Consider the following 24,963-nt stretch of genomic DNA (forward strand, 5'->3'; position numbering starts at 1 on the left):
CTCAGATTTTCGGCAGATGCGCGACCCACTCGTCGCTGTTGACGTCGGCGATGCGACGCACGGGCGTCCCGACGTACACGCCGGGCTCGGTAATGGATTTGTTCACCAGACTCATCGCGCCGATGACCACGTTGTCGCAGATATCGATCGGGCCGATCACGACGGCGTTCGCGCCGATCACGACATTGTCGCCCAGGCGGAACACTTCACGCGTGGCATGGCGCCGCAGATATTCCGGGTCGGATGGGCTGCGCGCCACCAGCTTCACGCCGGCCATGATCGCCACGCGGCCGGTGGAGACCACGCCGTTGCCGCCCAGCAGCACGCCGCCGGGATGCGAGATGGCGAGCTGGGCCACGCGGATCGAATGCGCCTGCAGATCGATGGCATAGCACCACAGCAGCAGCCGGTCGAGGATCAGCGAGATCGGCTTGCCCAGCAGCGGCACCTTGCGCCAGAAGAAGGTGGAGACACGGATCTGGCCGCGGATGTGCGACTCGATCGAGAGCATGCGCCCCAGCAGGCGTTTGATCATGCCGTCGCCTCCCGCGTCAGCGCGCGCCCGGCCTCGACGTCGACCGCGCGCACCAGCGCGTCGAGGTTGGCCTCGGAAAACAGCGTGGCCGACGGCTGCGGATCGCCGGGATAGCAGCCCAGGCCGAACGCGGCCATCTCGCCCACGTTGGCCGCGGCGTTGTCGCTCGGCGTGTAGTTGACCGGCTCGTTCAGCGCGCGCGCCAGCGCCTCGTAGGAGCGCACCTGCGTGGCGCCCGTGAAGGTGTTGTAGAACACGTCGCCCGCCACCAGCACGCGGCGGCCCTGGATGAGCGCGTCCATGCCCATGCTGCTCGTGATGGTGACCATCAGCGGGCCGCAACGCAGCAGGTAGCGGCCGTTTTCGCGACCGTGCACGAAGCGCAGGTTGTGATAGCGGCGCTTGAGTTCGCGCCAGCGGCGCGCACCCAGCGCACCGAACTGGTTCGGGTGCTCTTTCACCCACAGCACCTTGCCGTCGGGCAGGGCGCGCAGGAGGGTCTCGACGAACGCGATCTGGTCGGCACACGGAGCGCCGAAGTACAGCAGCGACGCCTCGGGCTCGTACTGCAGCGAATACACGACGTTGTCGGCGCTGTACTCGGCCGGCGGCGCATCATAGATGCGGCGCGGCGTCATGAGAAAGCGCATGTAGGCCTTGTGCTCGGCCACCGATCCCGCCGTGATGTAGTCGGCCCCGCCGGGGAAACGCAGGCGCTTGTAGCTCGCACGGCCGAGCCGCAGCAGTTGCAGCACCTGGCTGCTCCAGCCCGGCCTGAGCACCAGCGGCAGTTCGCCCTTGCGCTGCTTGAAGTAGCCCAGCCGCGAATTGCGCACGCCCGAAAACGCGTGGTGATAGATCGGGCCGGCCTTGTCCTGCGCCACGCCGTCGACGAACGTCTCCACCTTCTGGCGCAATGCCTCGGCCTCGGCGTCGGTCACCGGCGCCGTGCGGATCGGCTGGGTCAGGTCGGTCGCGTCGACGAAATAGAAGTAGTCCGGCCAATAGCTGTTGGCCCACAGCAGCGGGCGCGTGCCGTGCTTGCGGCAGTAGTAGAACAGCAGGTGCGTGATGAAGATCGCCACCGGCTCGCTGACGAACGCGTCGAAGCGATGGCGCGCGAACACGTCGGCCACCGCCGCGTGCAGGATGCCGGCGATGCGGTCGCGCAATGCCGGCGCGAAGTTCACCAGGCTGCGGTCGCTGTAGATCGGCGACCAGTCGAACTCGGTCACGGCGCGGAAGTCCGCCGGCTCGCGCCACGTCGTGGCCTCGTCCCGGGCCATGCCCTCGCGCACCACGCGCTCGAGATTCAAGACCACATTGCCGCCCTGCGCGCGGATGTCGGCCTCTTCGGCGTCGGTCTGCACGATATGAAAGTAATCGGCGCCGGCATGCCGCGCGGCCATCGCGGGAAACAGTCGCGACAGATAGGCGCGCGACAGACAGAGAATTTGTTTTTTCATGGTTTTACTTGGTCTTCAGCGCGAGCGCTCCATGATCACCCGGGCGGCACAGGCCTCGGCATGACGAATATCAACACGCCGCGAAGCCACGCCCATCGACGGTCGACGCGCGACCGAAATCGCGCGCAGGCCGTCGATATCCCGCCTGTACTTCAGCGCGGAATGGATGCCCTGGCCGGACATTCAGGGATACCCTTTGCCGATCGTGATGTAGCGGTCCACGCCCTCGTACTCGAGCACGTTGGTGGCCGTGAACGCGCGGTCGTCGCGCCACGGCGCGACGGCTTCGGCGTCGGCCGGCTGGGCCTGGGTGCTCAGGCCATGGAAGCGCCACTGGCCGGGCTTGTCCTGGGTCCAGAACGCGGGGTTGCGGTGCTGGTCCATGATGAACTGCAGGCCGCGCGGATCCACGCCGAGCCACTCGCAGAACTTGTCGGTCTGGCGCACCGGCGCCTGCTCGTGCTTGCGCACCAGCGCCAGCCCTTCCTCGCGCGACAGACGGCCGTGGCGGATCTCGCGCGACGCGTGATCGGTCACCTTCGAGTAGCCATGCTTGTACAGCTTGAGCTGGTCGTGCAGGTCCATGAAGTTGAAGCAGTCGACGTGGTCGTAGGTGTCGAACGTGCGGGCGAACGGCGCCGACTCGTAGCCGTGCGTGCGCACCATCTGTTCGTGCTGGGCCTTCGGATCCCAGCGCACGAAGTTGCCGAGATAGAGGCCGCGCACGCCCACCGACTCGAGGTCGGCATCCTCCGGATAGCGGTACTGCCAGATGTCACCCTCGTCGAGCGTGTCGAAGATGCTGAGCAGGTCATCGGCCTCGTGGCCCATGAGGTCGTGGTCCTTGCGGTAGCGGCGGGTCATCTCGACCTCGTGCTCATGCGAGAACATGCCGACCTGCTCGAGGCCCTGGTGCGCGCCCCAGATGATGAGCGGCACCTTGTACCGTACCGCGGTCTGCACCGGGAACACGGTCTGGCCCGCCAGGCAGTGCCAGTACAGGCTGCCGAACTGGCGCAACGCCGCGCGGGTGATCTTCTTCACCGACAGCGGGTTCACGTTCTGCACCAGGATGTCGCAATCGAAACGGATGCGCAGGTTGGCGAGGTTGCGGATGCCCAGCGGCGTGTTGAAGTACTTGTTGTACGTCACCAGCAGCGGGTTGAGGCCGAGCCGCTCCTTGACCAGGTGCACGATGTAGTACGAATCGTTGGCGCCCGAGACCGGCACGATGCAGTCGTAGGTGGTGCCGCCCGCGCTGCGATACGGCGCCACCAGGGATTGCAGGCGGGCCCAGCGCGCATCCCAGTCGAGGCTGTCTTTCTCTTCGTGGATGCGGCAGCCCGAGCAGATGCCTTCGTCGTCGAGCGTCAGGCCCAGGGGATGACGGGTCGTGTACAGGCAGCGGCGGCAGGTGAGAGCGTGCTTCATGTCGGAGTCGGGAAGGTTCGTTCGACGGCGGGTGCGCGCAGCGGCAGGCCACCGAGTTCTTGCTTGTACAGACGGACGGCGTGTTCGCGATAGCTCAGGAAATTCCCGACCGCGGCCGCCACCACGCGCCCGCGTTGCAGCGTGTCGCGCAGTTGGCCGGGCTCGCTCAGGCCACCGAAGGCCAGCAACGGCACGTCGGCCACCGGAAACTGGTCGAGCAGGCGCGCATCGAACGCGCCCGGCGTTCCCTCGTTGCGCCAGTCGATCACGAGCGCCTCCGACAGCACGCCTTCCCGCAGCAGCGCGGTCACCGCGTCGGACAGCGGCTGTTGCTGCCCGTTGCGGTAATCGAGCCAGCGCAGACCCTTGGCCTCCACCGACAGCGGCAGCGCGGCGATCAGGGCCTGCGCGCCCAGGCGCTCGGCCAGCAGACGCGCCGAGGCCGGCGTGTCATGCAGCAGGGCATCGAGGCAGATGCGGTCGGCACCGGCCTTGATGACGGCCACGCCATCGTCCACGCTCGCGATGCCGCCGGCGTAGATGAGCGGGGTCGAGAGGCCCTTGCGCGCCACGCGTTCGAGCAGGGCGAAGTCGGGGCCCTGGCCCTGGCGGGTGCGGTCGATGCATTGCAGCACCACCTCGTCGGCGCCCCAGCGATCGAGATTCTCGATCAGCACTTCGGGACGCCCGAGCGGCAGATAGCGGCGATAGCCGAACGATTGGACGGCCCAGCCGTCCTTGACGGTGACGACACCGATCAGGCGCTTCTTAAGCACGGCACAGCCCCTCGATCACATTGCCCAGCAGCGTGCGTCCGGCCGCTTGGCTCTTTTCGGGGTGGAACTGCAGCCCCACCAGATTGTTTCGACGCACGGCGATCGTGAACGGCTCGCTCTGCCCGTCCAGCCGCGCCACGGCGGCGCGGTACGGCTCGGGCGCCTCGAACACATACGAATGATTGAAGTACAGCGACTGTCCGTCGCTGGGGCGCAGCATGTCGTCGTCGCCCAGCACTTCCATGCTGTTCCAGCCGATGTGCCAGCGCGCCTGCCGGATCGCCTGCACCTGGCCGGGGATCAGGCCCAGGCCCGCGGTGGTCTGCAGCTCTTCCGAGGTGTCGGCCAGCAGCTGCATGCCCAGGCAGATGCCCACGATGGGGCGCCCGCTCCGCGCCTGCTCCTGCAGATACGTGACGAGATTGCAGGCGTGCAGCGCCTGCATCGCCGCCGGAAACGCGCCCACGCCGGGCAGCAGCAACAGGTCCGTCTCGCTCAGCACGTCGCGCTCGCTGCTGATGCGGCAGCGATAGCCCATGTTGTGCAGCGCGCGCCACACCGAGGCGAGGTTGCCCACGCCGTAGTCGACGATACCGATGGTGCGTCGTTTCATAATCCTTCTCCCACGCGGAAGCGGCGCGTGATGCGGCCGGCGTCGTCCACGTCGAACAGCGTGCGGTTCACCGAGGCGCGCACCTGGCGCCAGAAATCGTCCACCGACATGCCGATGTATTCGCAGAAGCTGGCGATGTACTCCGGCGCGCACGCATCGTCGTACTTCTCGACCAGCGCAATGCCCTCGTCGCGCGTCACGCGGCCGAGCCGGATCTCTTCGTTCACGTAGTCGGTCACGCGGCCGAAGCCAAACTTGTAGTACTTGATCATCTGGTTCAGCGTGACCCAGTCCTCGTCCAGCGAGGTCACGCCGAGCAGGTCGCCCGTGTTCTCGACCGTGTCTTCACGGATCTGCAGCCCGCTCGCGGCCGAGTACATGCCGTTGTTCACGAGCGACCAATCCCCCAGGAACCAGCCCAGGTAGACGATCTGCAGACCGTGCGCGTCGAACTCTTCGGGCGAGGGGTAGCGATAGGGCAGCAGGTCGCGCGGCTGCACGCCGGCCTCGAGCATCCAGTCGGCCGCGCCGCCCGACAGCGTGTTCATGTAGCGCAGATTGTTGCCGTCGTAGCCGGTGCGGCCCAGCGTCTTGAGATCGCCCAGCTGCAGGCCAGGGTTCTCGCCCCACAGGATGAGCGGGATGTCGTAGCGGATCGCGAGCTGCGGCACGGAGCTGAACAGCGCCAGCTCGGTCGACTTGGCCCAGTTGGTGAAGCGCAGGAACGACTCGCGCATGAGCCGCTGCCACGTCGTCGGCGCCGGCGCCGACAGCACCACGTCGAAGCCCAGTTCGATCAGGTTGGAGATGTTGTCCACGCCGCGCTCGGTCACCTGCTGCGGCGGATAGCTCAGGCAGGCCAGCAGCGGCTTGAGGCCGAGCTTGTCGCGCACCCACAGCGCCTGGCGCGTGCTGTCCTTGCCGCCGCTCACGCCGATGATGCAGTCGAACTGCTGGCCCGGGCGGCGCGGGAACGTGGCGAGCAGATCCTGCAGGATCTCGTAGCGCTCCTGCCAGTCCACGTTCTTCAGGCGCGAAAAGTAGTCGCACGCCGGGCAGATGCCCTCGGGCGTGAAGTGCGTGTTGGGCCGGGTGTCCGGCTGCAAGCAGCGCGAGCAGTATTTCATTTCGCCTTACTCTCGATGTCTTTCAAATGAATCATCCCGCGATGGGGCAAGCGGCAGGCCGGCGCCCAGGCCGGCAAGGTGCAGATCACGTCGCGGCCCGCGCGCAGGCCCAGCACCAGCGCGAACGACTCGCAGCCGGCGATCCAGCGCGCGCGCCCGATCGACACGCCGATGTCGGGCTCGACATCCAGCACCATCCGCGCGTCATGTTGCGCGCTCAACCAAGCGTCGTACTTGCCGGGCGGGTCCGACGGATGCGGCCGCAACACGATCCGCAGCGCGTCGGGCAGGCCCAGCGCGGGCAGCAGGCGCACGAACTGGTCGAGCGCCTGGAACTCGCCGGGTTCGCCGCGGCCCCAGTCGTTGCGCGTGGGCTCCAGCACGTAGAGCAGCTCGGCGGGAGACGCGGGCGCGACGGCGGCGATCGCCGCCAGCTGCGCCTCGACGTATTCGTTGCGCACGCACTCGATGCGCGCCTGCGCGCCGAACACCCGCCGCGCCTCGGCCTCGGCGTACTCGTCGGTGACCCAGAACACGTCTGGCCACACCACCTCGCCATCGCGCTCGAAGCGCGCGGCGTAATTGACCCAGTGATCGATGACCGCCACGCTCGGCACCCCGGCGTCGCGCGCGATCCGGCGGGCGTCGTGCTCCAGCGTGCTGGCCCAGCCGGTGCCGCTGATCAACATCGGCGCACGCGCGATGGTGTCGTGCAGGTCGGCCGTGCCGGGCTCGCCGAAGGCGCGCGTCCACAGCGCGTGCGCGGGCCCGTGCATCACGGGCCGCCAGTCGCTGCGGCCGCTCGCGCGCAGGCCGGCCACGATGATGTTGGCCGCGCCGGCGTCGTGGCACACCACCGCCGTTCCGGGCGGCAGCTCAGGCGTCACGAAATTTCGCATAGTAGACAATGTCCTGCGGCGTGCCATCGACCAGCTCCTGGGCCACGCGCACCGCCTCGCGCTGCATGCCGGCGCGCTCCATGATGCGCACCATGCCCACGTTGCAGGCCAGCGTGCCGCCGGTCAGCTTGCGCATGCCCGGTTGCGCGAGCAACCATTCGCCCAGCGTGCGCCAGGCGTCCAGGCCGTAGCCCTGGCCCCAGGCCCGGCGCGCGCCGATCATGATGCCCATGTCCGCGGTGCCGTGCTGCGGCGAGACGTAGGCCGTCATCGTGCCCAGCGGCGCGTCGTCGAGATCGCGCACGCTGAGAAAGTGATTCGGGCTGCCATCGAAGGAGCGCAGGTAGGCCAGACACGATGCCTGGTCGTGGCGGCGAAAGCGCTGGTTGCTGAAGCGCACGACCTCGGCGTCGTTCAGCCAGCCGAGATAGTCGGCGCTGACGTCGTCAGGCGTGAACGGCCGCAACCGCACTTTCTGCCCTTGCAGGATCATGACCCGCCCCGCCTCAGGCCGTGGCGGCGATCGGCGCCGCGGTCTTGAGCTGGTCGAGGTTGGCCCAGACCTTCTTGAAAGCCTGGATCACCAGCTGCACGTCCTGCGAGGGATACTCGTGCATGCAGATGCTCAGGCCCAGGAAGCGACGCTCGTGCAGGTCTTCGGCCACCGGGCAGATGCCGTGCGAATAGTCGACGTCGCGGCTGGCGTACGGCGAGGTCCAGGGGAAGCCCTTGGCGCCGTAGGCGATCTTGTTCTGGAACATCGGCAGCAGGTGCAGGTTCTGGTAGCCCACCACCAGCGACGGCACGCCCTCGGCGCGCAGCGCCTCGGCGATGCGCGCACGCGGCACGCCCAGCGCGTCGACGTCGAGCGTCATGCCATACACGTAATAGACGTGCGTGCAGCCCTCGCTCACCTCGGGCGTGGACAGGCCCGCCAGGCCGGCCAGGCCGGCGTTGAGTTCGTCGGCGATGCGCTGGCGGCTGGCGACGCGGCCGTCGACCTTGCGCAGCTGCACCGCGGCGATGGCAGCCTCGATCTCGCCCATGCGGAAGTTGTAGCCCAGCATGTTGTTGAGCTCGGCCGGATCGTTGCTCTTGATCACCACTTCGGCGTGGTTGCGGATCAGGCGCAGGCGCTCGGCCAGCTTGTCGTCGTCGGTGACGAGGATGCCGCCTTCGCCGCAATGGATGTGCTTGTGATAGTTCAGGCTGTAGCCGCCGATGTCGGCCAGCGTGCCCGCGTACTTGTCGAAGTAGCGCGCCGCCGGCGCCTGCGCCGTGTCGCTGATGATGCGCAGGCCGTGCTTGTCGGCGATGGCGCGCAGCGCCTTCATGTCGGCCGACTGGCCGAAGATGTCGACGGCCAGGATGGCGCGCGTGCGCGGGGTGATCAGGCGCTCGACGCTAGCGGGATCGATGTTGAAGCTGACCGGATCGATGTCGGCGAACACAGGGATGCCGTTGAAGTGCAGGATCGCGGTCGACGTGGCGGCCATGGTCCACGGCGTGGTGATGATCTCGTCGCCCGGTTCGATGCCGATGGCGCCGACGGCGGCGATCAGGCCCGAGGTCCAGGAATTGACGGCGATGGCGTGCTTGACGCCGAAGTGTTCGGCCGCCTGGGCCTCGAAGGCGCGCACCTGCACGCCGCCCATGAAGCCCTCGCCGGGCGCGCCGATATAGGCGGACAGCACGCCGGAGCGCACCACGTCGGCGGCGACCAGCGCCTCTTCCTCGCCCACGCTGTGGAAGTGATCGAGCGTGCGAGAGATGACGGGCGTGCCGCCCAGAATCGCGAGATTGTCGGTGCTCATGGCTTGTTCCTGAGGATGGTCAGCGCAAATGAAAATGGACTAGGCCGCCAGCGCGGCTGATTTGAGGGCTTCGCACACCGCCTGGGCCTGCATGGCGGAATGACCGGTACTTTCGAGGGCGGCGCCGTGTTCCAGCGCAGCGTGGATGTTCTGCACCGCGCGGCGCATGGCCAGCACGTACTCGCCTGGCTGGCGTTCGCCGGCTTCGAGCGAGCGGTATCCCTTGAAATGCGGGTTGTCCACGGCGCGCCGCACGCGCCAAAACATGCCACCGTCTTCCATGGTGATGACGCCGCGCTCGGTGATGAGCTGCAGTTCGAAATAGGCGTAGTCGGCCGCGTGTGCCGGATTGAGCGAGACGTTCACGCCCGCGGGCCCGCGCAGCACCGCCGCCACGGTCGGATCGTCGGGCCAGAAATCCCAGATCGGCTGGCCCGCCCACACCACCGACAGCTCGCCCAGCAAGGCGTGCAGCAGGTCGACCATGTGGCCGCCGTTGTTCAGTACGCCCTTGTTGTACTGACCGGCGACGCCGCGCACAGCGCCCCATTGGCCGGCCCGCAATTCGGCGGCCAGGCGCTGCACGTCGGGCGCCCAACGGCGCGTGTGATTGATCGCGAACAGCACCCCGGCGGCCTCGCAGGCCTGCACCCATTCGCGCGTCTGCGCCAGCGTGGGCGTGACCGGCTTCTCGCAGAAGATCAGCCGCGGCCGCAGCGCGAGCGCCGCCGCCAGGTGTTCGGGATGCAGCGCGGTCGGCGAGCAGATGCTGATCACGTCGAAGTCGCCCGGCGCGGCCGCCAGTTCGGCGAGGGAGGTGGCGGCACGCGCCACCGACCAGCGCTGCGCGAAGGCCTGCGCGCGCTGCGCGTCGGGGTCGACGCAGGCCGCGAGCGTGAAGCCCGCGTGCTCGCTGAAGGCGCCCGCGTGCGTCAGCGGCGCGGCATCGGGCGCGCGCTCGGCATCGAAACCGCCCGCGATGTTGCCGCAGCCGATGATCAGGACACTCAATCCGCTCATGGCCGGCTTACTTCAGCAGATCCCAGGACAGCGGCGTGCCGCGCTTGATGTCGCGCGCGGCCGGCAGGCCCAGCACCTGCTCCAGATGCCGCGTCGGCAGGCCCAGGCCCGGACGGATCGCACGGACGTTCTCGGCGTTCAGCACCTCGCCCTGCTTGATGTCGCGCACCGCGTAGAGCGAGCGGCGGAACTGCAGCGACTTCTTCTCGGCGCTGGTGGCGCCATATTGCACCTTGCCCAGCGCCTGCCAGGCACGCTCGGTCTCGACCACCAGCGAGGCCAGCTCGGCCGGTTCCATCGAGAAGGTGCTGTCGACGCCGCCGTCCGCGCGCGCCAGCGTGAAGTGTTTTTCGATCACGGTGGCGCCCAGCGCCACGCTGGCGACGGAAACGCCCACGCCCATGGTGTGATCCGACAGGCCGACCTGCACGTCGAACAGCGTGCGCATGTGCGGGATGGTGGCGATGTTGGTGTTTTCCGGCGTGGCCGGGTAGGTGCTGGTGCACTTCAGCAGGATCAGGTCGCGACAGCCCGCCTCGCGCGCCGCGCGCACCGACTCGTCGAGCTCGGCCACCGATGCCATGCCGGTCGAGATGATCATCGGCTTGCCGGTCGCGGCCACGCGGCGGATCAGCGGCAGGTCGGTGTTCTCGAACGACGCGATCTTGTAGCAGGCGACGTCGAGCGACTCGAGGAAGTCGACCGCGCTGTCATCGAAAGGCGTGCTGAACGGGATCATGCCGAGTTCGCGCGCACGGGCGAACAGCGGCGCATGCCATTCCCAGGGGGTGTAGGCCTGCTTGTAGAGGTTGTAGAGCGACTCGCCCTTCCACAGCGAATTCTCGTCGCGGATGTGGAACTCGTCCCCGTCCGCGTCCAGCGTCATCGTGTCGGCGGTGTAGGTCTGCAGCTTGAGCGCGTGCGCGCCGGTGCGTGCCGCCGCCTCGACGATCTCGAGCGCGCGATCCAGCGACTGGTTATGGTTGCCGGACATCTCGGCAATGATGAAGGGCGCGTGGCCGGGGCCGACCAGGCGCGTGCCAATGGTGATATCGCGTTGAGCGCTCATAGAACCAGATCCTTGCTGTATCGGGAAGATTGCCAGCGGTAGCCGCCGCGTTCGAACAGACGCAGCGAAACAACGTTGTGAGCCATGACTTCGGCATGAATGAGGCGCGCCTGCGGCTCGGCACGGCGCAGCCACGCTTCGGCGGCCGCCAGCAGCGCGGCGCCTTCGCCCCGGCCGGCTCGGCCGGGCGCGAGATAAATCGAGATCTCGTACGACTGCGGGCCGTCGGGATCGAAGCGCACCACGCCGACGCCGGCGCCGTCGCGCTCGCCGACGAGCAGGTGCCGCGCGGGGTCGGCCAGGACGCGGTCGAACCAGGCCTGGTGCGCGGCGGCGGCGATCGGGGCATCGCTGCGCGAGGCCGCCCGCACCTCGGGCGCGTTGCGCCACGCCAGGATGTCGGCGCTGTCGTCAGCGCCCGCGGGACGCAGTGCGATGCCCGCGGGGCCGAGCAGGGCGGCCACCACGCGCGACGCGCCGAGACCGTCCACGCACGCCATGCCCTGGCGCGACAGATGCACGCGCAGGCCCGGATTGGCCGCCAGCGCACGCAGCTGCTCGGTGAGCGCCGGCACGGTGTCGGCCGGCGCCAGACAGACCAGGCCGGCGCGACTGCAATCGTCCAGCACCTCGCGCTGGTTCTCGGCGATGCAGATGGCCAGCGTCGGCACGCCGAGTGCGGCGCGCTCCCACGTGGCCACGCCGCCGGCGCCCACCGCCAGATCGGCGGCGGCCATCAGCGCGCCGATGTGCGGCGTCTGGATGTGGCAGGTGGTGGCGCCGCGGCTGGCGCAGCGCGCGGCCAGCGCGTCACGTTGCGGATGGCCGGCGCCGATGACGACGTCGGTGGCCACGCCCGCGAGACCCGCCGCATCGAGCGCATCGAGCGCGCGGCCGGTCAGGTTGGCGGCGTCCATGCCGCCGAGGAACACCAGAATGCGCTGCAGCGCGCCGCTGCGCGGCGCCAGATCCGCGCGCAGGCTGCGGAACTCCGGGCGCAGCAGCGCATGCTGCGGGCCGAGCAAGGCGCGCGCAGCGGCGGGAATCCGGCCGGCGTAGCGCGCCTCGGGCGCCGCGTAGAAATTCTGGTCGAGCAGCACGTCGCAATCGTGCTCGCGCGCGAGGTCATCGATCGCGACCAGGCGCGCCGCGCCCGCGCGGGCCGCCTGCTCCCAGCGCAGCCCGAGCGCGTAATGGTCGACCACCAGGATCTCCACCGGCAGGCCCAGCGCGGCCAGTGCGGCCACGGTCTGCGCGGCGTCGGCATCCTGTTGCGCCGTCGACCAGGCGGCTTCGGCGGGCAGGTCGGCGGCAGGCGCCGACGCGCCCGGCCAGCCTTCGAGCGCCACGACCTGGTGGCCGTGGCCGGTGACCAGCGTGTGCAGGGCCTGCGGCAGGTCCCGGGTGACGAACGCGATCGACGCGCCGCGTTCGCGCAGCGCGTCGGCCAGGCACAGGCAGCGCATGACGTGCCCGGTTCCCCTGACCAGGGCGGCGTCGACCCGGATGGCGACCTGCATCACGCAGCCGCTCCCTGCGCCACGCGGTACAGCGCTTCGGCACGCTGCCAGTCGTCGGGCGTATCGATGTCGACCACGCGCCACTCCGGCAGCACGATGCTGCGGCCGTTGGCATGGATGTTCAGGCCGTCGAGCCAGGCCTGCGTGCGGCCCCAGTAGAACTGGCCGGCATCGTGATAGGCCGGCTCCAGGTCCTGGGTCCGCGTGTTCACGTACTCGGGATTGAAGGGCCGCGTCGTGCCATCGGCGTCGCGGCGCAGCGCGCGCTGGATCGCGGCCGGGAAGGCCGTGACCGGAAACACGTACTTGGCGTCGCCCTGCTCCAGCAGCGCCAGCGCGTCGCGGATGTCGCCGGCATGCATCAGCGGCACGCCGGGATAGATGCAGCAGGCGGCCTCGACGGCCCAGCCAGCGTCCAGGCAGGCCTGGATCGCGTGCGCGATCACGGGCACGGTGGGCGTGAAGTCGTCGGCCAGCTCGGGCGGGCGCACGAACGGCGTCTCGGCGCCGTACTGGCGCGCGATCTCCGCGATCTCCGCGTCGTCGGTGCTGACCACGATGTGATCGAACGCGCCCGAGTCGCGCGCGGCCTCGATCGCATAGGCGATCATCGGCTTGCCCGCGAAGGGCTTGATGTTCTTGCGCGGGATCCGCTTGCTGCCGCCACGGGCCGGGATGATGGCGATGCGCATGGCGTTCAACCCGCGAGCGCCGCGCGCAGCACCTGGGCGACGCGATCCTGCTGCGCGTGCGTCAGCGCCGGGAACAGAGGCAGCGAGATCGCCTGGGCGTAGTACTGCTCCGCCGCCGGGAAGTCGCCGGGCTTGAAGCCGAGCTTGCGGTAATAGGGCTGCGTGTGGATCGGAATGTAGTGCACGTTCACGCCGATGCTCGCGTTGCGCAGCGCCTCGAACACCGCGCGGCGCGACGCATTGCTGCGCTCGCCGTCGATCTCGACCGCATACAGGTGCCAGGACGAGACCCGGTCGGCCAGCCGCACGGGCAGGTGCAGCGGCAGGTCGCCCAGCAGCTCGTCGTAGCGGTCGGCCAGCGCGATGCGGTCGGCCTGCATGGCGTCCAGGCGCTTGAGCTGCGAGTGGCCGAGCGCGGCCTGGATGTCGGTGATGCGGTAGTTGAAGCCCAGCAGGTGTTGCTCGTAGTACCAGGGACCTTCGTCGGTGATGTCGAGCTCGTCGGCCGCGCGCGTCATGCCGTGCGCCCGCAGCAACTGCAGGCGGCGCGCCAGCTGCGCGTCGTTGGTGGCGATCAGGCCGCCCTCGGCCGTGGTGACGACCTTCACCGCGTGGAAGCTGAACACCGTCATGTCGGCCCAGGCGCTGCCGACCGGGCGATCGAGGTACGAGGCGCCCACGGCATGCGACGCATCCTCCAGGATGCGGAACCCGTAGCGGTCGGCCAGCGCGCGCATTTCGCGCAGGTCGCAGGACAGGCCGGAGAAGTCGACCGGCACCACGATGTGCGGCAGCGCATCGCGCTCGGCCGCGGCCGCCAGCTTCTCTTCGAGCCGCGCGATCGACATGTTGCGCGTGCGCGGGTCGATGTCGACGAAATCGACGTCGGCGCCGCAGTACAGCGCGCAGTTGGCCGAGGCGAGGAAGCTGTTCGGGCTGGTCCACAGGCGCTTGCCCGGGCCGAGTCCCAGCGCCAGGCAGGCGATGTGCAGGGCGGCGGTGGCGTTGGCCACGGCCACCGCGTGCGACACCTGGTGCCGTTCGGCGAACGCCTGCTCGAATGCCGTGATCGCGGGGCCCTGGGTCAGGTATTCCGACCGCAGGACCGCCGTGACGGCGTCGATATCGTCCTGGTTGATGTTCTGGCAGCTGTACGGGATGAAGGACATCGGCTTTCCTGGCGGCGGTTTAATCGACGGTATGACCGATCACGTGGGTTTCGATGAGCGAGCGCAGCTGTTCGACGGTCAGGAAGTCCGGATTGGTGCCGCTGTCGTAGGCAAAACCCGGTTCGACCGGTTTTGCGTTGTTCTGCGCGCAATAATCTTCCTGCGTATACAGGCTGGTGGCGGGCAGAATGGCGTAATAACGGCCCAAGTCGACGGTATTGAAACTGTCGCTCGCGGTAATCATTTCCTCGTGGATCTTCTCGCCCGGGCGCACCCCGACGATTTCCTGGCGGCAATCCGGGCCGATGGCGCTCGCCACGTCGCCGATGCGGTACGAGGGGATCTTCGGCACCAGGACTTCACCGCCCCAGGCATTTTCGATCGACCACAGCACCATATCCACGCCTTCCTGCAGCGAGATATTGAAGCGGGTCATGGCGGGATCCGTGATCGGCAGCACGCCATTGGCGCGGCGGGCCAGGAAGAACGGAATCACCGAACCGCGGCTGCCCATCACGTTGCCGTAACGCACCACGCTGAAACGAATATCGCGGTTGCCCTTGATATTGTTCGCGGCCACGAACAGCTTGTCGGAACAGAGCTTGGTGGCGCCATACAGATTGATCGGCGCGGCGGCCTTGTCGGTCGAGAGGGCGACGACGCGCTGCACGCCGGTGTCGAGGCAGGCCTCGATCAGGTTCTGGGCACCCAGCACATTGGTCTTGATGCACTCGAACGGGTTGTACTCGGCGGCCGGCACCTGCTTGAGCGCGGCGGCGTGCACCACGATGTCGATGCCTTCGAGGGCACGGCGCAGGCGGGCCTCATCGCGAATATCGCCGATGAAATAGCGGATCGCGGGGTGGTCCTTTTCGGAAAACGTCTGCGACATCTCGAACTGCTTCAGTTCGTCGCGCGAGAAAATAACCAGCCGCTTGATATCCGGATAACGTTCCAGCACCGTACGGACAAACGCTTTGCCAAAAGAACCGGTACCGCCAGTAATCAGAATGGATTTACGAGAGAGCATTTTCTTTTACGATTGATTTTGTCGTGGGACGACTGCCAAGACGGTTCGGCGCAAAAACACCGACCTGGCCGGTCAAAAAATTTGCGCCGAACTCATTGCCTGGAAGGCCTTTCTCCAACTTCTCCGCGCAAGGCTTCGATTTCCTTGTGCAGCATTTCGTACTCCGCCACCTTTATTTTCAGAAAACGCGCCGTGAGACCGGCCTTTTCGGCGATCCCCTCGGGCGTCAGAAAATAGGTATAGGCGAGCTTGTTCTGGCTGTTGCGGAAGTTCTGCATCTTGATCAGACCGCGATCCAGCAACGCGCGCAGACAGTAATTGGTCTTGCCCAGGCTGACGCCAAGACCTTCAGCCAGCTCGCGCTGGCTCATCTTCGGATTGGCCTGGAGCAGGCGCAGGACGCGCAGCCGAATCTCTTCCTGATGTTGGTCCGAGGGCATGGGCACAGGGGGGTGCGTTCAACGATTGAACGGAATGTACCACGCAGCATTGCATCACGATGCAAAATATTGCGAGCGAGGTAATGCAGGGCCTCCATCCGGAGGCCCCGACACTTATTTGCGCATGGCGCGGCGGACGACCACCGCGAATTCCACGAGGTAGGCGGCCGCGAACGCGGCGATCACGGCCAGGAAACAGGCCATGAACAGGAATTTGCGGCCCACCGTGACGACCGGCACGCCGGAATCGACCGAGGTCGCCAGCACGGTGCTGGGATAGAGGCGCGCGGAAACCTGCAGCGGCGCGGCGCCCTTGAGCGTCTGTTCCATGCTGGCGTAGATCTGGCTGTGGCGCGCCACGATGCGCTCGAGCAGGCGCGTGTGCACGCGCCGCGCGGCCTCGGCATCGTCGGCGGAGCCAAGGGTCTGCAGCTGCAGCACGTTGTTGTCGGGCTCGCTGGCGGTCACGATGGACACGTGCACGTAGGGCAGCTTCTCCTTGGCCAGCTCCGCCTGCAGCTGCGGGATGTAGGCGTACTCGAGCTGGCTGCGCAGCGCCTGCATCGATTCGATCAGGTCGCGGCCGCTGTAGCCCACCGCCAGGGTGGACACATACAGGTGCGGGGGCTGTTCCGGCGCCTGGTTGCGTTTGTGCCAGTAGAGGCCGACGGCCAGCGCCAGACCGATGATGAGCACCGCAAGAAACAACACGCGGCGGCGAACCAAAATGGTGGCGAGATCGACAAGCGTCAATTCATCGGTCGTGCGGTGCAGGGAATTCATAAAACGGGGCTTATGAAGGGAAGTCCACGATTATTGCATCAAAACGCGACAGCGATCTCGCGGCGCGCCGGGCGACCGACCCCAATAAAAATGATTATTACTAAACTTCTGCGGGTGCGCCAAATTGGTACGCCGATTTGGTGCAAGTCCGACGTAAGGGGTCTTTGGATATAATCGGCAGATTTTGCGCAACACTCGGCGGCACGCACGGGTCGCGTTCCCGTAGCCGCCGCAAGCCCTGCTGACCGGCCTCAAGTCCCTTGATAGTCATATGTTGAATCGCCTGTCCGCCTGGTTGCTCATCGGCTCCGTCGGCCTGCTGCCCGCAATGTTGCTGTCCACGTATTCGGGCGGCAGCGCGGCGTTCTATCTCGCCATCATCGCGAGTGCCCTCATGATCGCGTCGGCCCCCCGCCGCCACGACGTGAGCCTGCCGCAACTGCTCAAGCCCTATTGGGCAGTGCTGATCGCCTTCGCCATGCCCATGGCCGCCGTGGCCGTCAGCGCCACGCTCAACGCCAGCTGGGGCTCCACCGACGTGGAGAAGAGCCTGCGGCTCGCGGTCGGCGTGCCCATCATGCTGGCCGCCATGCTCTACTGCCCGCCGGCCCAGCTCAAGCAGACGCTGTGGGGCATGATGCTCGCGGCGTGGATCAGCACCATCACGGTGCTGTCGCTGATCTATCCCAATCTGCTCAACCGGCCTGACACCAAGCAGTACAACGCGGTGAGCTACGGCAATCTCACCCTGCTCATCACCGCGATCATCGCCTACGCGCTGCCGCTCAGGCTGACGCGCTTCGAGCGCACCGAAAAGGTGCTGAAGATCGCGGCCGTGGTGGTCGGTTTCGTCGGCTTCATCCTGACCCAGACGCGCAGCGGCTGGCTCGCCATCCCGCTCTTCCTCGGCCTGGGCATCGCGCTGCACGGCCGCATCCGCCACCCGCTGCGGGCCTTCGCCGTGCTGGTCGGGCTGGTCGTGGCGGTGCTGTTGATCGGCTCGGCCAACCCGCTGTTGCGGGACCGCACCGTGCTGGTCTACACGCAGAGCCACGAGTGCCTCAACGAGAACCCGACGGCGGACACCTCGATCTGCGTGCGCCTGCAGCTCTGGCGCTCCGCGCTCGGCATGATTGCAAGCGACCCGCTGACCGGCTTCGGCGGCAGCCGGGGCTTCCAGCAGCGCATGGGACAGCTGGGCGCAGAGGGCAAGGTTTCGCCCTACGTGGCCTCGGGCTTCGGCGAGCCCCACAACGACATGCTCGAGGTGCTGGCCAGCTACGGCATCCTCGGCGGCATCGGCCTGCTGCTGGTGTATGGCGTGCCGGCCCGCATCTTCCTGCGACGCATGCGGCGCGATCATGGCGCGGCGATCCGCGCCACCGCCACCATGGGCGCCGCCACCTGCCTGGGCTTCGCCGTGTTCGGCCTGACCGAGCTGATGTTCCGCGGCATGCGCACCGTCGGCTTCTATGCGGTGCTGGTGGGCCTGTTCCTGGTGCTGTCCGACCCACGGCTCGTGTCGCCGCGCAAAAAAGAGGGCGCCGACGCCGGCTGAGCCCGCGTGGTGACACTCCCGACGTTTGAGCGCACAATAGGTTCAAACAGATCAGGAGACAGCCATGCGCATAGCCGATGCCCAATGGGTTCCCTCCACGCAGCACCAGACCTGGGACGCCCTGCTCGATCCCGCGGTGCTGCAGAAATGTCTTCCCGGCTGCGTCCACATCACCCGGCGCACGCCCACCGAATATCACGTGGCGATCCACGCGAAATTCCCGGGGATCGACGCCAACTACGAGGGCGAAGTGCTGCTCTCGGATCTGAATGCCCCGCACTCGCTGTCGCTTGCCTTCGAAGGCAAGGGCGAAGCCGCGGGCATGGCCATCGGCACCGCCCAGATGACCCTCACCGACAAAGACCGCGGCACCCGCCTGGCCTATACCGTGGCCGCGATGGCGGGCGGCAAGCTGGCCGAGTGCGGCGAGCCGCTGATCCTGAAGGCGGGCGGCAAGCTGGTGGAGAAGTTCTTCGCGAACTTCATCGACTACATGGCCGCGCAGCCGCGGCTCGAGCCGCCGCCGCCCCCGCCCGAACCCGAAGAGCGCGGCCTGTCGAACTCGCGCTGGTCCTGGGCCGTGGCGATGGTGGTCGTGGTCGTCTTGGTCGGCTATCACACCTTGTTCAAATGATCGCAAGCCAGCGGTGATATTCTTTTCGGATGAGCGCCCCATCCGCCCCCCCATCCGAAACGCCGCCGCCCAAGCCCGACGCCCCCGCCCACTCCCGCCGTGACCTGCTGATGGCCATGGCGGGCGTGGCCGCAACCGTGGTGCTGGTGGCCTTCGACTCCACCATCGTCAGCACCACCCTGCCCCGCGTGGCGGCCGCCCTCAACGGCATGGCGCTCTACGCCTGGGTCGGCACCGGCTACCTGCTGGCCACCGCCGTCTCCATCATGATCTTCGGCCGGCTGGGCGACATGTTCGGCCGCAAGCCGCTGATGCTGGTGTCGGTGATGATCGTGGCGCTCGGCTCGATCGCCTGTGGCCTGTCGCAATCCATGGAGCAGCTCATCGCGTTCCGCACACTGCAGGGCGTGGGCGGCGGCATGATGATCGCCACCGCGTTCGCCGCGCCGGCCGATCTGTTCCCCGACGCGCGCGAGCGCGTGCGCTGGATGGCGCTGGTGTCGGCCGCCTTCGCCATGGCGAGCGGCATCGGCCCGGTGCTGGGCGGCGCCGCAACGCAGGCCCTGGGCTGGCGCGCCGCCTTCTTCATCGCGCCGATCGCCGCCGCGGCCGCCTTCTTCCTGCTGGCGCGCTACTTCCCCCGCATTCCACCCTCGTCGGCCAACGCCGGCCGGCGCATCGACTGGGTCGGCGCCATCCTGCTGGTGGTGGCCGTGGGCGCGCCGCTGGCCGCGCTCGAGCTGGGCTTCGCGCCGGGCGACCGCGCCCATCCGGTGCTCGCCGCCGGCCTGGCCGTGGCCGGCGTGGCCGCGATCGCCATCCTGCTGCCGCACGAGCGCCGCGTCACCAACCCGATCTTCCCGCTGCGCGTGCTGGCCGGCGCCGAACCGCGCCTGCTCAATCTCGCGGCCGTGGCGGTGGGCGCGGTGATGTTCATCCTGATCTTCTACAGCCCGCTGCTGCTGCAGCACGAGCTGCACTACACGCCGAGCCAGGCAGGCCTGGTGCTCACGCCGCTGGTGGCCGCGATCTCGCTGGGCAGCATCATCAACGGCCGGCTCTTTCCCAAGCAGACCGAGCCGCAGCGCCTGATGGTGTTCGGCGCGCTGCTGCTGGCGCTGGGCTCGGCCATGGTGCTGGCGATCGGCACCGACACCTCGGTGTACTGGATCGTGGCCGCCTTCACGGTCAACGGCGTGGCGCTCGGCTTCCTGTTGCCCAACCTCACCCTCTTCATGCAGATGCTGAGCGAGCGGCGCGACGTGGGCGTGGCCTCGGCGCTGGTGCAGACCACGCGCGCCATCGGCAGCGCGGCCGGCACGGCGCTGGTGGGCATCGCCATCACGCACACCTCGGTGATGTCCGGCGTGCGCGCCGGCCTGATATTCTGCGTCGTCCTGGCGCTCGGCGCCGCCATCGTGGCCCACCGGGTCAAGATGAAAAACCTCATGACCCGCCGCAAGGCCGCCTGAGCCCTTCCCTCCTTCCGCCGCGTTTCCCTTCATCATGCAGCGTCGCGATCTGTTCGAGTTGCTCGCCCTGGCCGCGGTCTGGGGCGGCTCGTTTCTGTTCATCCGGATCGCGGTGCCCGAGTTCGGCCCCGCCGCGCTGATGGAGCTGCGGGTCGGCCTGGCCGCCCTGTTCCTGCTGCCGCTGGCCATCGTGAAGCGGCGCCTGCCGGTGATCGCGCGGCACTGGAAGGCCATCCTGGTGGTGGGCGCGCTCAACGCCGCCCTGCCCTTCCTGCTCTATGCCTATGCCGCCCAGTCGCTGGGCGCCGGCTTCCTGTCGGTGGCCAATGCGGTCACGCCGGTGTGGGGCGCGGTGATCGGCTGGCTCTGGCTGCGCGACCGGCTGCCGGCCATGCGCGTCGCCGGCCTGATGCTGGGCTTTGCCGGCATCGTGGTGCTGGTCTGGGACAAGCTGGATTTCAGCGCGGGCGGCACCGGCTTCGCCGTGCTCGCGGCAATCTCCGCGCCGATCTTCTACGGCATCGCGGCCAACTGGACCAAGCGCTATCTCACCGGCGTCGATTCGCTGTCGAGCGCGACCGGCAGCATGCTGGGCGCCGCGCTGGTGCTGGCCCCGCTCGCGATCGCGCATTGGCCCGCGCAACCGGTGTCGTTCGAGGCCTGGCGCGCGACCCTCCTGCTGGCGGTGGTCTGCACCGGCCTGGCCTACATCGTGTTTTTCCGCCTGATCGCGGTGCTCGGCCCCACGGCGGCCGTCAGCGTGACCTTCCTGGTGCCGGTGTTCGGCGTGTTCTGGGGCGTGTGGCTGCTCGACGAAGCGCTGACGCCGCAGATCCTGATCGGCGCCGGCGTGATCCTGGCCGGCACCTCGCTGGCCCTGGGGCTGATCCGGCTGCCGGCGCGGCGCGCCGCCTGAGCCCGCGCGGGCTCAGTACTGCCCCGTGCGCCCGGTGAGCGCCACGCCGATGCGCAGCACCGTGTAGGCCACGGTGTCGACCACCCGCCACCACCACCGGCGGCGCTGGTAGTCCACGGGCCGGATGAAGCGCCCGCCCTCCTGGATCGCGGCTTCGAGCCGCGCCTGCAGGTCCCAGGCAAACGGCTGGTTGTCGACCACCACGTTGGCCTCGCGCGCGAGCAGCAGGCTGAACGGGTCGAGATTGGACGAGCCCACCGTGGCCATGTTGTCGATCACCGCCACCTTGGCGTGCAGATAGCCCGGCATGTATTCGTAGATCTCGATGCCGTCGCGCAGCAGCTGGTCGTAGAGCGCGCGCGTGGCGTAGTACTGCATGTAGTACTCGGGCTTGCCCTGCAGCAGCAGCCGCACCCGCACCCCGCGCGATGCCGCCTGCGCCAGCGCCTTGCGGAACTGATGGCCCGGGAAGAAATAGGCGTTGGCGATCAGGATGTCGCGGCGCGCATGCTCGATGCCGTAGAGATAGGCCTGCTCGAAGGTCTGGCGATGGCGCAGGTTGTCGCGCAGGATCAGCGCGGCGCGCAGGTGGCCGCAGGGCGCGGCGTGCAGATGGCGCGGCTTGCGCAGCCGCAGCCGGCGCCAGTCGCCCGGATGGCGCCGCACCCGCGCCCAGTTCAGCCGCACCCACAGCAGGTCCTGCGCGTAGATGATGCCCGGCACCAGCGGGCCGCGCACGCGCACCGCGAAATCGAAGCGCGGCGCCGGGATGTGGTCGTGCACGTCGATGTCGTCGAAATCGTCGATCACGTTGATCCCGCCGACGAACGCGATGTCGCTGTCGATCACCGTGACCTTGCGGTGCAGGCGCCGCAGCCGGCTGCGCGAGAACCGGAGGCGGCCCCACCAGCGCGGCTCCGGCCGGAAGATGCGGCACTGGCCGCCCGCCGCGACGATGCGCTCGCGCACGGCGTCGGCCGTGCCCGCGCTGCCGAAGCCGTCGAGCACCACGCGCACCTTCACGCCGCGCTGGGCGGCGCGCTCGAGGCAATCGAGCACGCGCACCCCGGTGCGGTCGAGCAGGAAGATATAGGTTTCGAGGTGCACGCTGGTATGCGCGGCGTCGATCGCCGCGCACAGGGCGGGGAAGAAATCCGCGCCGTTCTGCAGTAGCTCGATCTGATTGCCTTCGGTCCAATGCACCCGGACGATGTTGGCTCTCACGGCAACTCGAGCTCCGTCAGGAGCGGCGCATGATCCGACAGGCGCGACCACTCGCGCCCGCGCAGCACCCGCGCGCTGCGCACGGCGAAGCCGCGCTGGTAGATGCGGTCGAGGCGGAACCACGGGAACACCGCCGGGAACGTGCGCGGCGGCGGCAGCGGGCAATAGGCGCCGCCCATGCCGAGCCGGTTGTTGCGATCGATCATGCCGGCGCTGCCCGGCTCGCCGCGCAGCACGCTGGTGAGTCGCCGCATGGAATCGCGCAGCCGGGGCAGCTCGCCGCCGCCGGTGCGCGGCGCGTGCGAAAACACTTCGTAGAGGCCGAGCTGCTGCACGAACATCGGCGCGAGCCGGTCGCCCCAGTCGTTGAAGTCGCCCGCGATCAGCAGCGGCGCGCCGTCGGGCACCTCGCGCTTGATGCGGTCGGAGATGGCCTGGATCTGGCGCGCGCGGCTGCCGGCGAACAGGCCCAGGTGCACGACGAAGCAATGCACCTCGGTGCCGCCCACGTCGATGCGCGCATGCAGCATGCCGCGCTGCTCGAGGCGGTGGTCGGAGATGTCTTCGTTTTCGTGGCCCGTGATGTCGAAGCGCGACAGCAGGGCGTTGCCGTGATCGGTGTCGGCGCGGATGGCGTTGCGGCCATAGGCGACGTTCAGGCGCAATGCGGCAGCCAGCGATTCATGCTGGAGGTCGAGCACGGAGGATTGCTGATTGCGACCCTGCACTTCCTGGAGAAAGACCAGGTCGGGCCGCAGCCCGTACAACCCGAGACGCAGGTCGTTGAGGGACTCGCGCGTTCCGAGAGCGGAACGGCCTTTGTGGATGTTGTAGCTGACGACGCGAATAAGCGACATAGATCGTATGGCGCCTTATTTCTGGTCAGGAGCGACTGGCGGCACGGCCCGGTTGCTCCTGAGCCACCGGGCCGCCGCGGCGCCGATCACCCGGCGCCGCATTTCCAGCTTACTTCATTTCACTTCGGCATTGCGCAGGCGGATGTGCAGCTCGCGCAGTTGCTTTTCATCGACTTCCGACGGGGCCTGGGTCAGCAGGCACTGGGCGCGCTGGGTCTTGGGGAAGGCGATCACGTCACGGATCGATTCGGCGCCGGTCATCATGGTGACGATGCGGTCCAGGCCGAAGGCGATGCCACCGTGGGGCGGCGCGCCGTACTGCAGCGCGTCGAGCAGGAAGCCGAACTTCTCGCGGGCTTCCTCGGCGTCGATCTTGAGCGCGCGGAACACCTTGCTCTGCACTTCTTCGCGGTGGATACGGACCGAGCCGCCGCCGATTTCCCAGCCGTTGAGCACCATGTCGTAGGCCTTGGCAAAGGCCTTGCCCGGATCGGTTTCGAGGAAGTCCTCGTGGCCGTCCTTGGGGCTGGTGAAGGGGTGGTGAGCGGCGGTGTAGCGGGCCTCTTCCTCGTCGTACTCGAACATCGGGAAGTCGATGACCCACAGCGGCTTCCAGCCGGGCGCGGACAGGCCCGTCTTCTTGCCGAATTCGCTGTGGCCGATCTTCACGCGCAGCGCGCCGATCGCGTCGTTGACCACCTTGGCGCGGTCGGCGCCAAAGAAGATGATGTCGCCGTCCTGCGCGCCGGTGCGGGCCAGCAGCTCGGTGATGGCGGCGTCGTGGATGTTCTTCACGATCGGCGATTGCAGGCCTTCACGGCCCTTGGCCACTTCGTTGACCTTGATGTAGGCCAGGCCCTTGGCGCCGTAGATGCCGACGAACTGGGTGTAGGCGTCGATCTCGCTGCGCGAGAGCTCGGCACCGCCCGGCACGCGCAGGGCCACCACGCGGCTGCCCGGCGTGGTCGCGGCGGCGGCGAACACCTTGAAGTCGACATCCTTCATGATGTCGGCGATGTCGGTGAACTCCAGGTTCACGCGCAGGTCGGGCTTGTCGGAACCGTAGCGCTGCATGGCTTCGGTCCAGGTCATGGAGGGGAACTCGTCGGCCAGCTCGACACCCTGCACCACCTTGAACACGTGGCGGATCATGCTTTCGAAGATCGCGCGGATCTCGAACTCGTTGAGGAACGAGGTCTCGCAGTCGATCTGGGTGAATTCAGGCTGGCGGTCGGCGCGCAGGTCTTCGTCGCGGAAGCACTTGGTGATCTGGTAGTAGCGGTCGAAGCCCGACACCATCAGCATCTGCTTGAACAGCTGCGGCGATTGCGGCAGCGCGAAGAAGTGGCCGGCGTTCACGCGCGAGGGCACGAGATAGTCGCGCGCGCCTTCGGGCGTCGACTTGGTCAGCATCGGCGTTTCGATGTCGATGAAGCCGAGCTCGTCGAGGAACTTGCGCACTTCGATCGACACGCGATAGCGCAGCATCAGGTTGCGCTGCATCTGCGGGCGGCGCAGGTCCAGCACGCGGTGCGTGAGGCGGGTCGTTTCGGAGAGGTTGTCGTCGTCGAGCTGGAACGGCGGCGTGACCGAGGCGTTGAGGATCTCGAGCTCTTTGCACAGCACTTCGACTTCGCCCGATGCCAGATCGGGGTTCACGGTGTTGGCCGGACGCTCGCGCACCAGGCCGGTGATGCGGATGCAGAACTCGTTGCGCAGGCGCTCGGCGCCGGCGAAGGCGTCGGCGTAGTCGGTGTCGAACACGATCTGAGCCAGGCCGGTGCGATCGCGCAGGTCGATGAAGATGACCCCGCCGTGGTCGCGGCGGCGGTTCACCCAGCCGTACAGGGTGACAGTCTGGCCGAGATGGTCACGGCAAACCTGGCCGGTGTAGCAGGTACGCATGCGGGATAACTCC

General features: G+C 67.9%; 25 protein-coding genes. 4 read left to right on the plus strand and 21 right to left on the minus strand.

The annotated features are described in order from the left end of the window. Position 1: 1 nt before the first annotated feature. The 18 genes from CEG14_RS24845 to CEG14_RS24925 form a co-directional block, all read right to left on the minus strand. Complete coding sequence (locus CEG14_RS24845) at positions 2 to 535, minus strand: DapH/DapD/GlmU-related protein (protein ID WP_094829098.1); 534 nt, start codon at positions 533 to 535, stop codon at positions 2 to 4. Then, positions 532 to 2,001, minus strand: coding sequence for a capsular polysaccharide export protein, LipB/KpsS family (locus tag CEG14_RS24850; protein WP_094829099.1), 1,470 nt, complete (start codon positions 1,999 to 2,001; stop codon positions 532 to 534). Before CEG14_RS24850 ends, CEG14_RS24845 begins: the two co-directional genes overlap by 4 nt. A gap of 15 nt (positions 2,002 to 2,016) precedes the next feature. Continuing rightward, on the minus strand, positions 2,017 to 2,184 hold the full coding sequence (locus tag CEG14_RS26470) for a hypothetical protein (RefSeq protein WP_179280674.1): 168 nt from the start codon (positions 2,182 to 2,184) through the stop codon (positions 2,017 to 2,019). Next, the gene (locus tag CEG14_RS24855; protein ID WP_094829100.1) at positions 2,185 to 3,432 is read right to left on the minus strand and encodes an N-acetyl sugar amidotransferase; all 1,248 of its coding nucleotides are present in this window, start codon (positions 3,430 to 3,432) and stop codon (positions 2,185 to 2,187) included. After that, positions 3,429 to 4,208, minus strand: a complete 780-nt coding sequence (locus CEG14_RS24860) for a HisA/HisF-related TIM barrel protein (protein WP_094829101.1) — start codon at positions 4,206 to 4,208, stop codon at positions 3,429 to 3,431. The genes CEG14_RS24855 and CEG14_RS24860 overlap by 4 nt, the downstream gene beginning before the upstream one ends. Next, the gene (hisH, locus tag CEG14_RS24865) at positions 4,201 to 4,821 is read right to left on the minus strand and encodes an imidazole glycerol phosphate synthase subunit HisH (RefSeq protein ID WP_094829102.1); all 621 of its coding nucleotides are present in this window, start codon (positions 4,819 to 4,821) and stop codon (positions 4,201 to 4,203) included. Before hisH ends, CEG14_RS24860 begins: the two co-directional genes overlap by 8 nt. Further along, positions 4,818 to 5,948, minus strand: coding sequence for an N-acetyl sugar amidotransferase (locus tag CEG14_RS24870; RefSeq protein WP_094829103.1), 1,131 nt, complete (start codon positions 5,946 to 5,948; stop codon positions 4,818 to 4,820). The genes hisH and CEG14_RS24870 overlap by 4 nt, the downstream gene beginning before the upstream one ends. Beyond that, entirely contained in the window at positions 5,945 to 6,835 is an 891-nt protein-coding gene (locus tag CEG14_RS24875; protein ID WP_094829104.1) for a hypothetical protein, read from the minus strand. Before CEG14_RS24875 ends, CEG14_RS24870 begins: the two co-directional genes overlap by 4 nt. Continuing rightward, entirely contained in the window at positions 6,825 to 7,340 is a 516-nt protein-coding gene (locus tag CEG14_RS24880) for a GNAT family N-acetyltransferase (RefSeq protein ID WP_094829105.1), read from the minus strand. The genes CEG14_RS24875 and CEG14_RS24880 overlap by 11 nt, the downstream gene beginning before the upstream one ends. 13 nt (positions 7,341 to 7,353) lie before the next feature. Beyond that, entirely contained in the window at positions 7,354 to 8,661 is a 1,308-nt protein-coding gene (locus tag CEG14_RS24885) for a DegT/DnrJ/EryC1/StrS family aminotransferase (RefSeq protein ID WP_094829106.1), read from the minus strand. A 39-nt stretch (positions 8,662 to 8,700) separates the two neighbouring features. Further along, the gene (locus CEG14_RS24890; protein ID WP_094829107.1) at positions 8,701 to 9,681 is read right to left on the minus strand and encodes a Gfo/Idh/MocA family protein; all 981 of its coding nucleotides are present in this window, start codon (positions 9,679 to 9,681) and stop codon (positions 8,701 to 8,703) included. 7 nt (positions 9,682 to 9,688) lie between these two features. Beyond that, positions 9,689 to 10,675, minus strand: coding sequence for a pseudaminic acid synthase (pseI, locus tag CEG14_RS24895; protein ID WP_373454233.1), 987 nt, complete (start codon positions 10,673 to 10,675; stop codon positions 9,689 to 9,691). A gap of 71 nt (positions 10,676 to 10,746) precedes the next feature. Then, positions 10,747 to 12,270, minus strand: a complete 1,524-nt coding sequence (gene pseG, locus CEG14_RS24900) for a UDP-2,4-diacetamido-2,4,6-trideoxy-beta-L-altropyranose hydrolase (protein ID WP_094829109.1) — start codon at positions 12,268 to 12,270, stop codon at positions 10,747 to 10,749. Then, positions 12,270 to 12,962 carry a pseudaminic acid cytidylyltransferase gene (gene pseF / locus CEG14_RS24905; RefSeq protein ID WP_094829110.1) on the minus strand — a complete coding sequence of 231 codons (693 nt, stop codon included), beginning with the start codon at positions 12,960 to 12,962 and terminating at the stop codon, positions 12,270 to 12,272. Before pseF ends, pseG begins: the two co-directional genes overlap by 1 nt. Positions 12,963 to 12,967: 5 nt before the next feature. Next, positions 12,968 to 14,131, minus strand: coding sequence for a UDP-4-amino-4,6-dideoxy-N-acetyl-beta-L-altrosamine transaminase (pseC, locus tag CEG14_RS24910; protein ID WP_094829111.1), 1,164 nt, complete (start codon positions 14,129 to 14,131; stop codon positions 12,968 to 12,970). Between the two features lie 19 nt (positions 14,132 to 14,150). Further along, complete coding sequence (gene pseB / locus CEG14_RS24915) at positions 14,151 to 15,161, minus strand: UDP-N-acetylglucosamine 4,6-dehydratase (inverting) (protein WP_094829112.1); 1,011 nt, start codon at positions 15,159 to 15,161, stop codon at positions 14,151 to 14,153. Positions 15,162 to 15,253: 92 nt separating this feature from the next. After that, positions 15,254 to 15,601, minus strand: coding sequence for a MarR family EPS-associated transcriptional regulator (locus tag CEG14_RS24920; protein ID WP_094829113.1), 348 nt, complete (start codon positions 15,599 to 15,601; stop codon positions 15,254 to 15,256). 114 nt (positions 15,602 to 15,715) lie between these two features. Beyond that, positions 15,716 to 16,384, minus strand: coding sequence for a hypothetical protein (locus CEG14_RS24925; RefSeq protein WP_094829114.1), 669 nt, complete (start codon positions 16,382 to 16,384; stop codon positions 15,716 to 15,718). A gap of 271 nt (positions 16,385 to 16,655) precedes the next feature. Between CEG14_RS24925 and CEG14_RS24930 the strand changes: the two genes are divergently transcribed. The 4 genes from CEG14_RS24930 (at position 16,656) to CEG14_RS24945 (ending at position 20,964) form a co-directional block, all read left to right on the plus strand. Further along, entirely contained in the window at positions 16,656 to 17,942 is a 1,287-nt protein-coding gene (locus tag CEG14_RS24930) for an O-antigen ligase family protein (RefSeq protein WP_094829115.1), read from the plus strand. Between the two features lie 64 nt (positions 17,943 to 18,006). Continuing rightward, complete coding sequence (locus CEG14_RS24935) at positions 18,007 to 18,576, plus strand: CoxG family protein (protein ID WP_094829116.1); 570 nt, start codon at positions 18,007 to 18,009, stop codon at positions 18,574 to 18,576. Positions 18,577 to 18,686: 110 nt separating this feature from the next. After that, positions 18,687 to 20,048 carry an MFS transporter gene (locus CEG14_RS24940; RefSeq protein ID WP_094829117.1) on the plus strand — a complete coding sequence of 454 codons (1,362 nt, stop codon included), beginning with the start codon at positions 18,687 to 18,689 and terminating at the stop codon, positions 20,046 to 20,048. 34 nt (positions 20,049 to 20,082) lie between these two features. Continuing rightward, on the plus strand, positions 20,083 to 20,964 hold the full coding sequence (locus tag CEG14_RS24945) for a DMT family transporter (RefSeq protein ID WP_094829118.1): 882 nt from the start codon (positions 20,083 to 20,085) through the stop codon (positions 20,962 to 20,964). 12 nt (positions 20,965 to 20,976) lie between these two features. Here the strand turns inward: CEG14_RS24945 and clsB are convergent, their stop codons facing one another. The 3 genes from clsB to aspS all read right to left on the minus strand — a co-directional run bounded on the left by clsB (position 20,977) and on the right by aspS (position 24,950). Then, positions 20,977 to 22,188: a cardiolipin synthase ClsB gene (clsB, locus tag CEG14_RS24950; protein WP_094829119.1), complete on the minus strand. Its 1,212-nt coding sequence runs from the start codon at positions 22,186 to 22,188 to the stop codon at positions 20,977 to 20,979. Next, entirely contained in the window at positions 22,185 to 23,045 is an 861-nt protein-coding gene (locus tag CEG14_RS24955; protein WP_094829120.1) for an endonuclease/exonuclease/phosphatase family protein, read from the minus strand. Before CEG14_RS24955 ends, clsB begins: the two co-directional genes overlap by 4 nt. Before the next feature lie 114 nt (positions 23,046 to 23,159). Next, complete coding sequence (gene aspS / locus CEG14_RS24960) at positions 23,160 to 24,950, minus strand: aspartate--tRNA ligase (RefSeq protein WP_094829121.1); 1,791 nt, start codon at positions 24,948 to 24,950, stop codon at positions 23,160 to 23,162. Between the last annotated feature and the right edge of the window lie 13 nt (positions 24,951 to 24,963).

This window comes from Bordetella genomosp. 1 (assembly GCF_002261335.1).
Lineage (GTDB): Bacteria > Pseudomonadota > Gammaproteobacteria > Burkholderiales > Burkholderiaceae_B > Bordetella.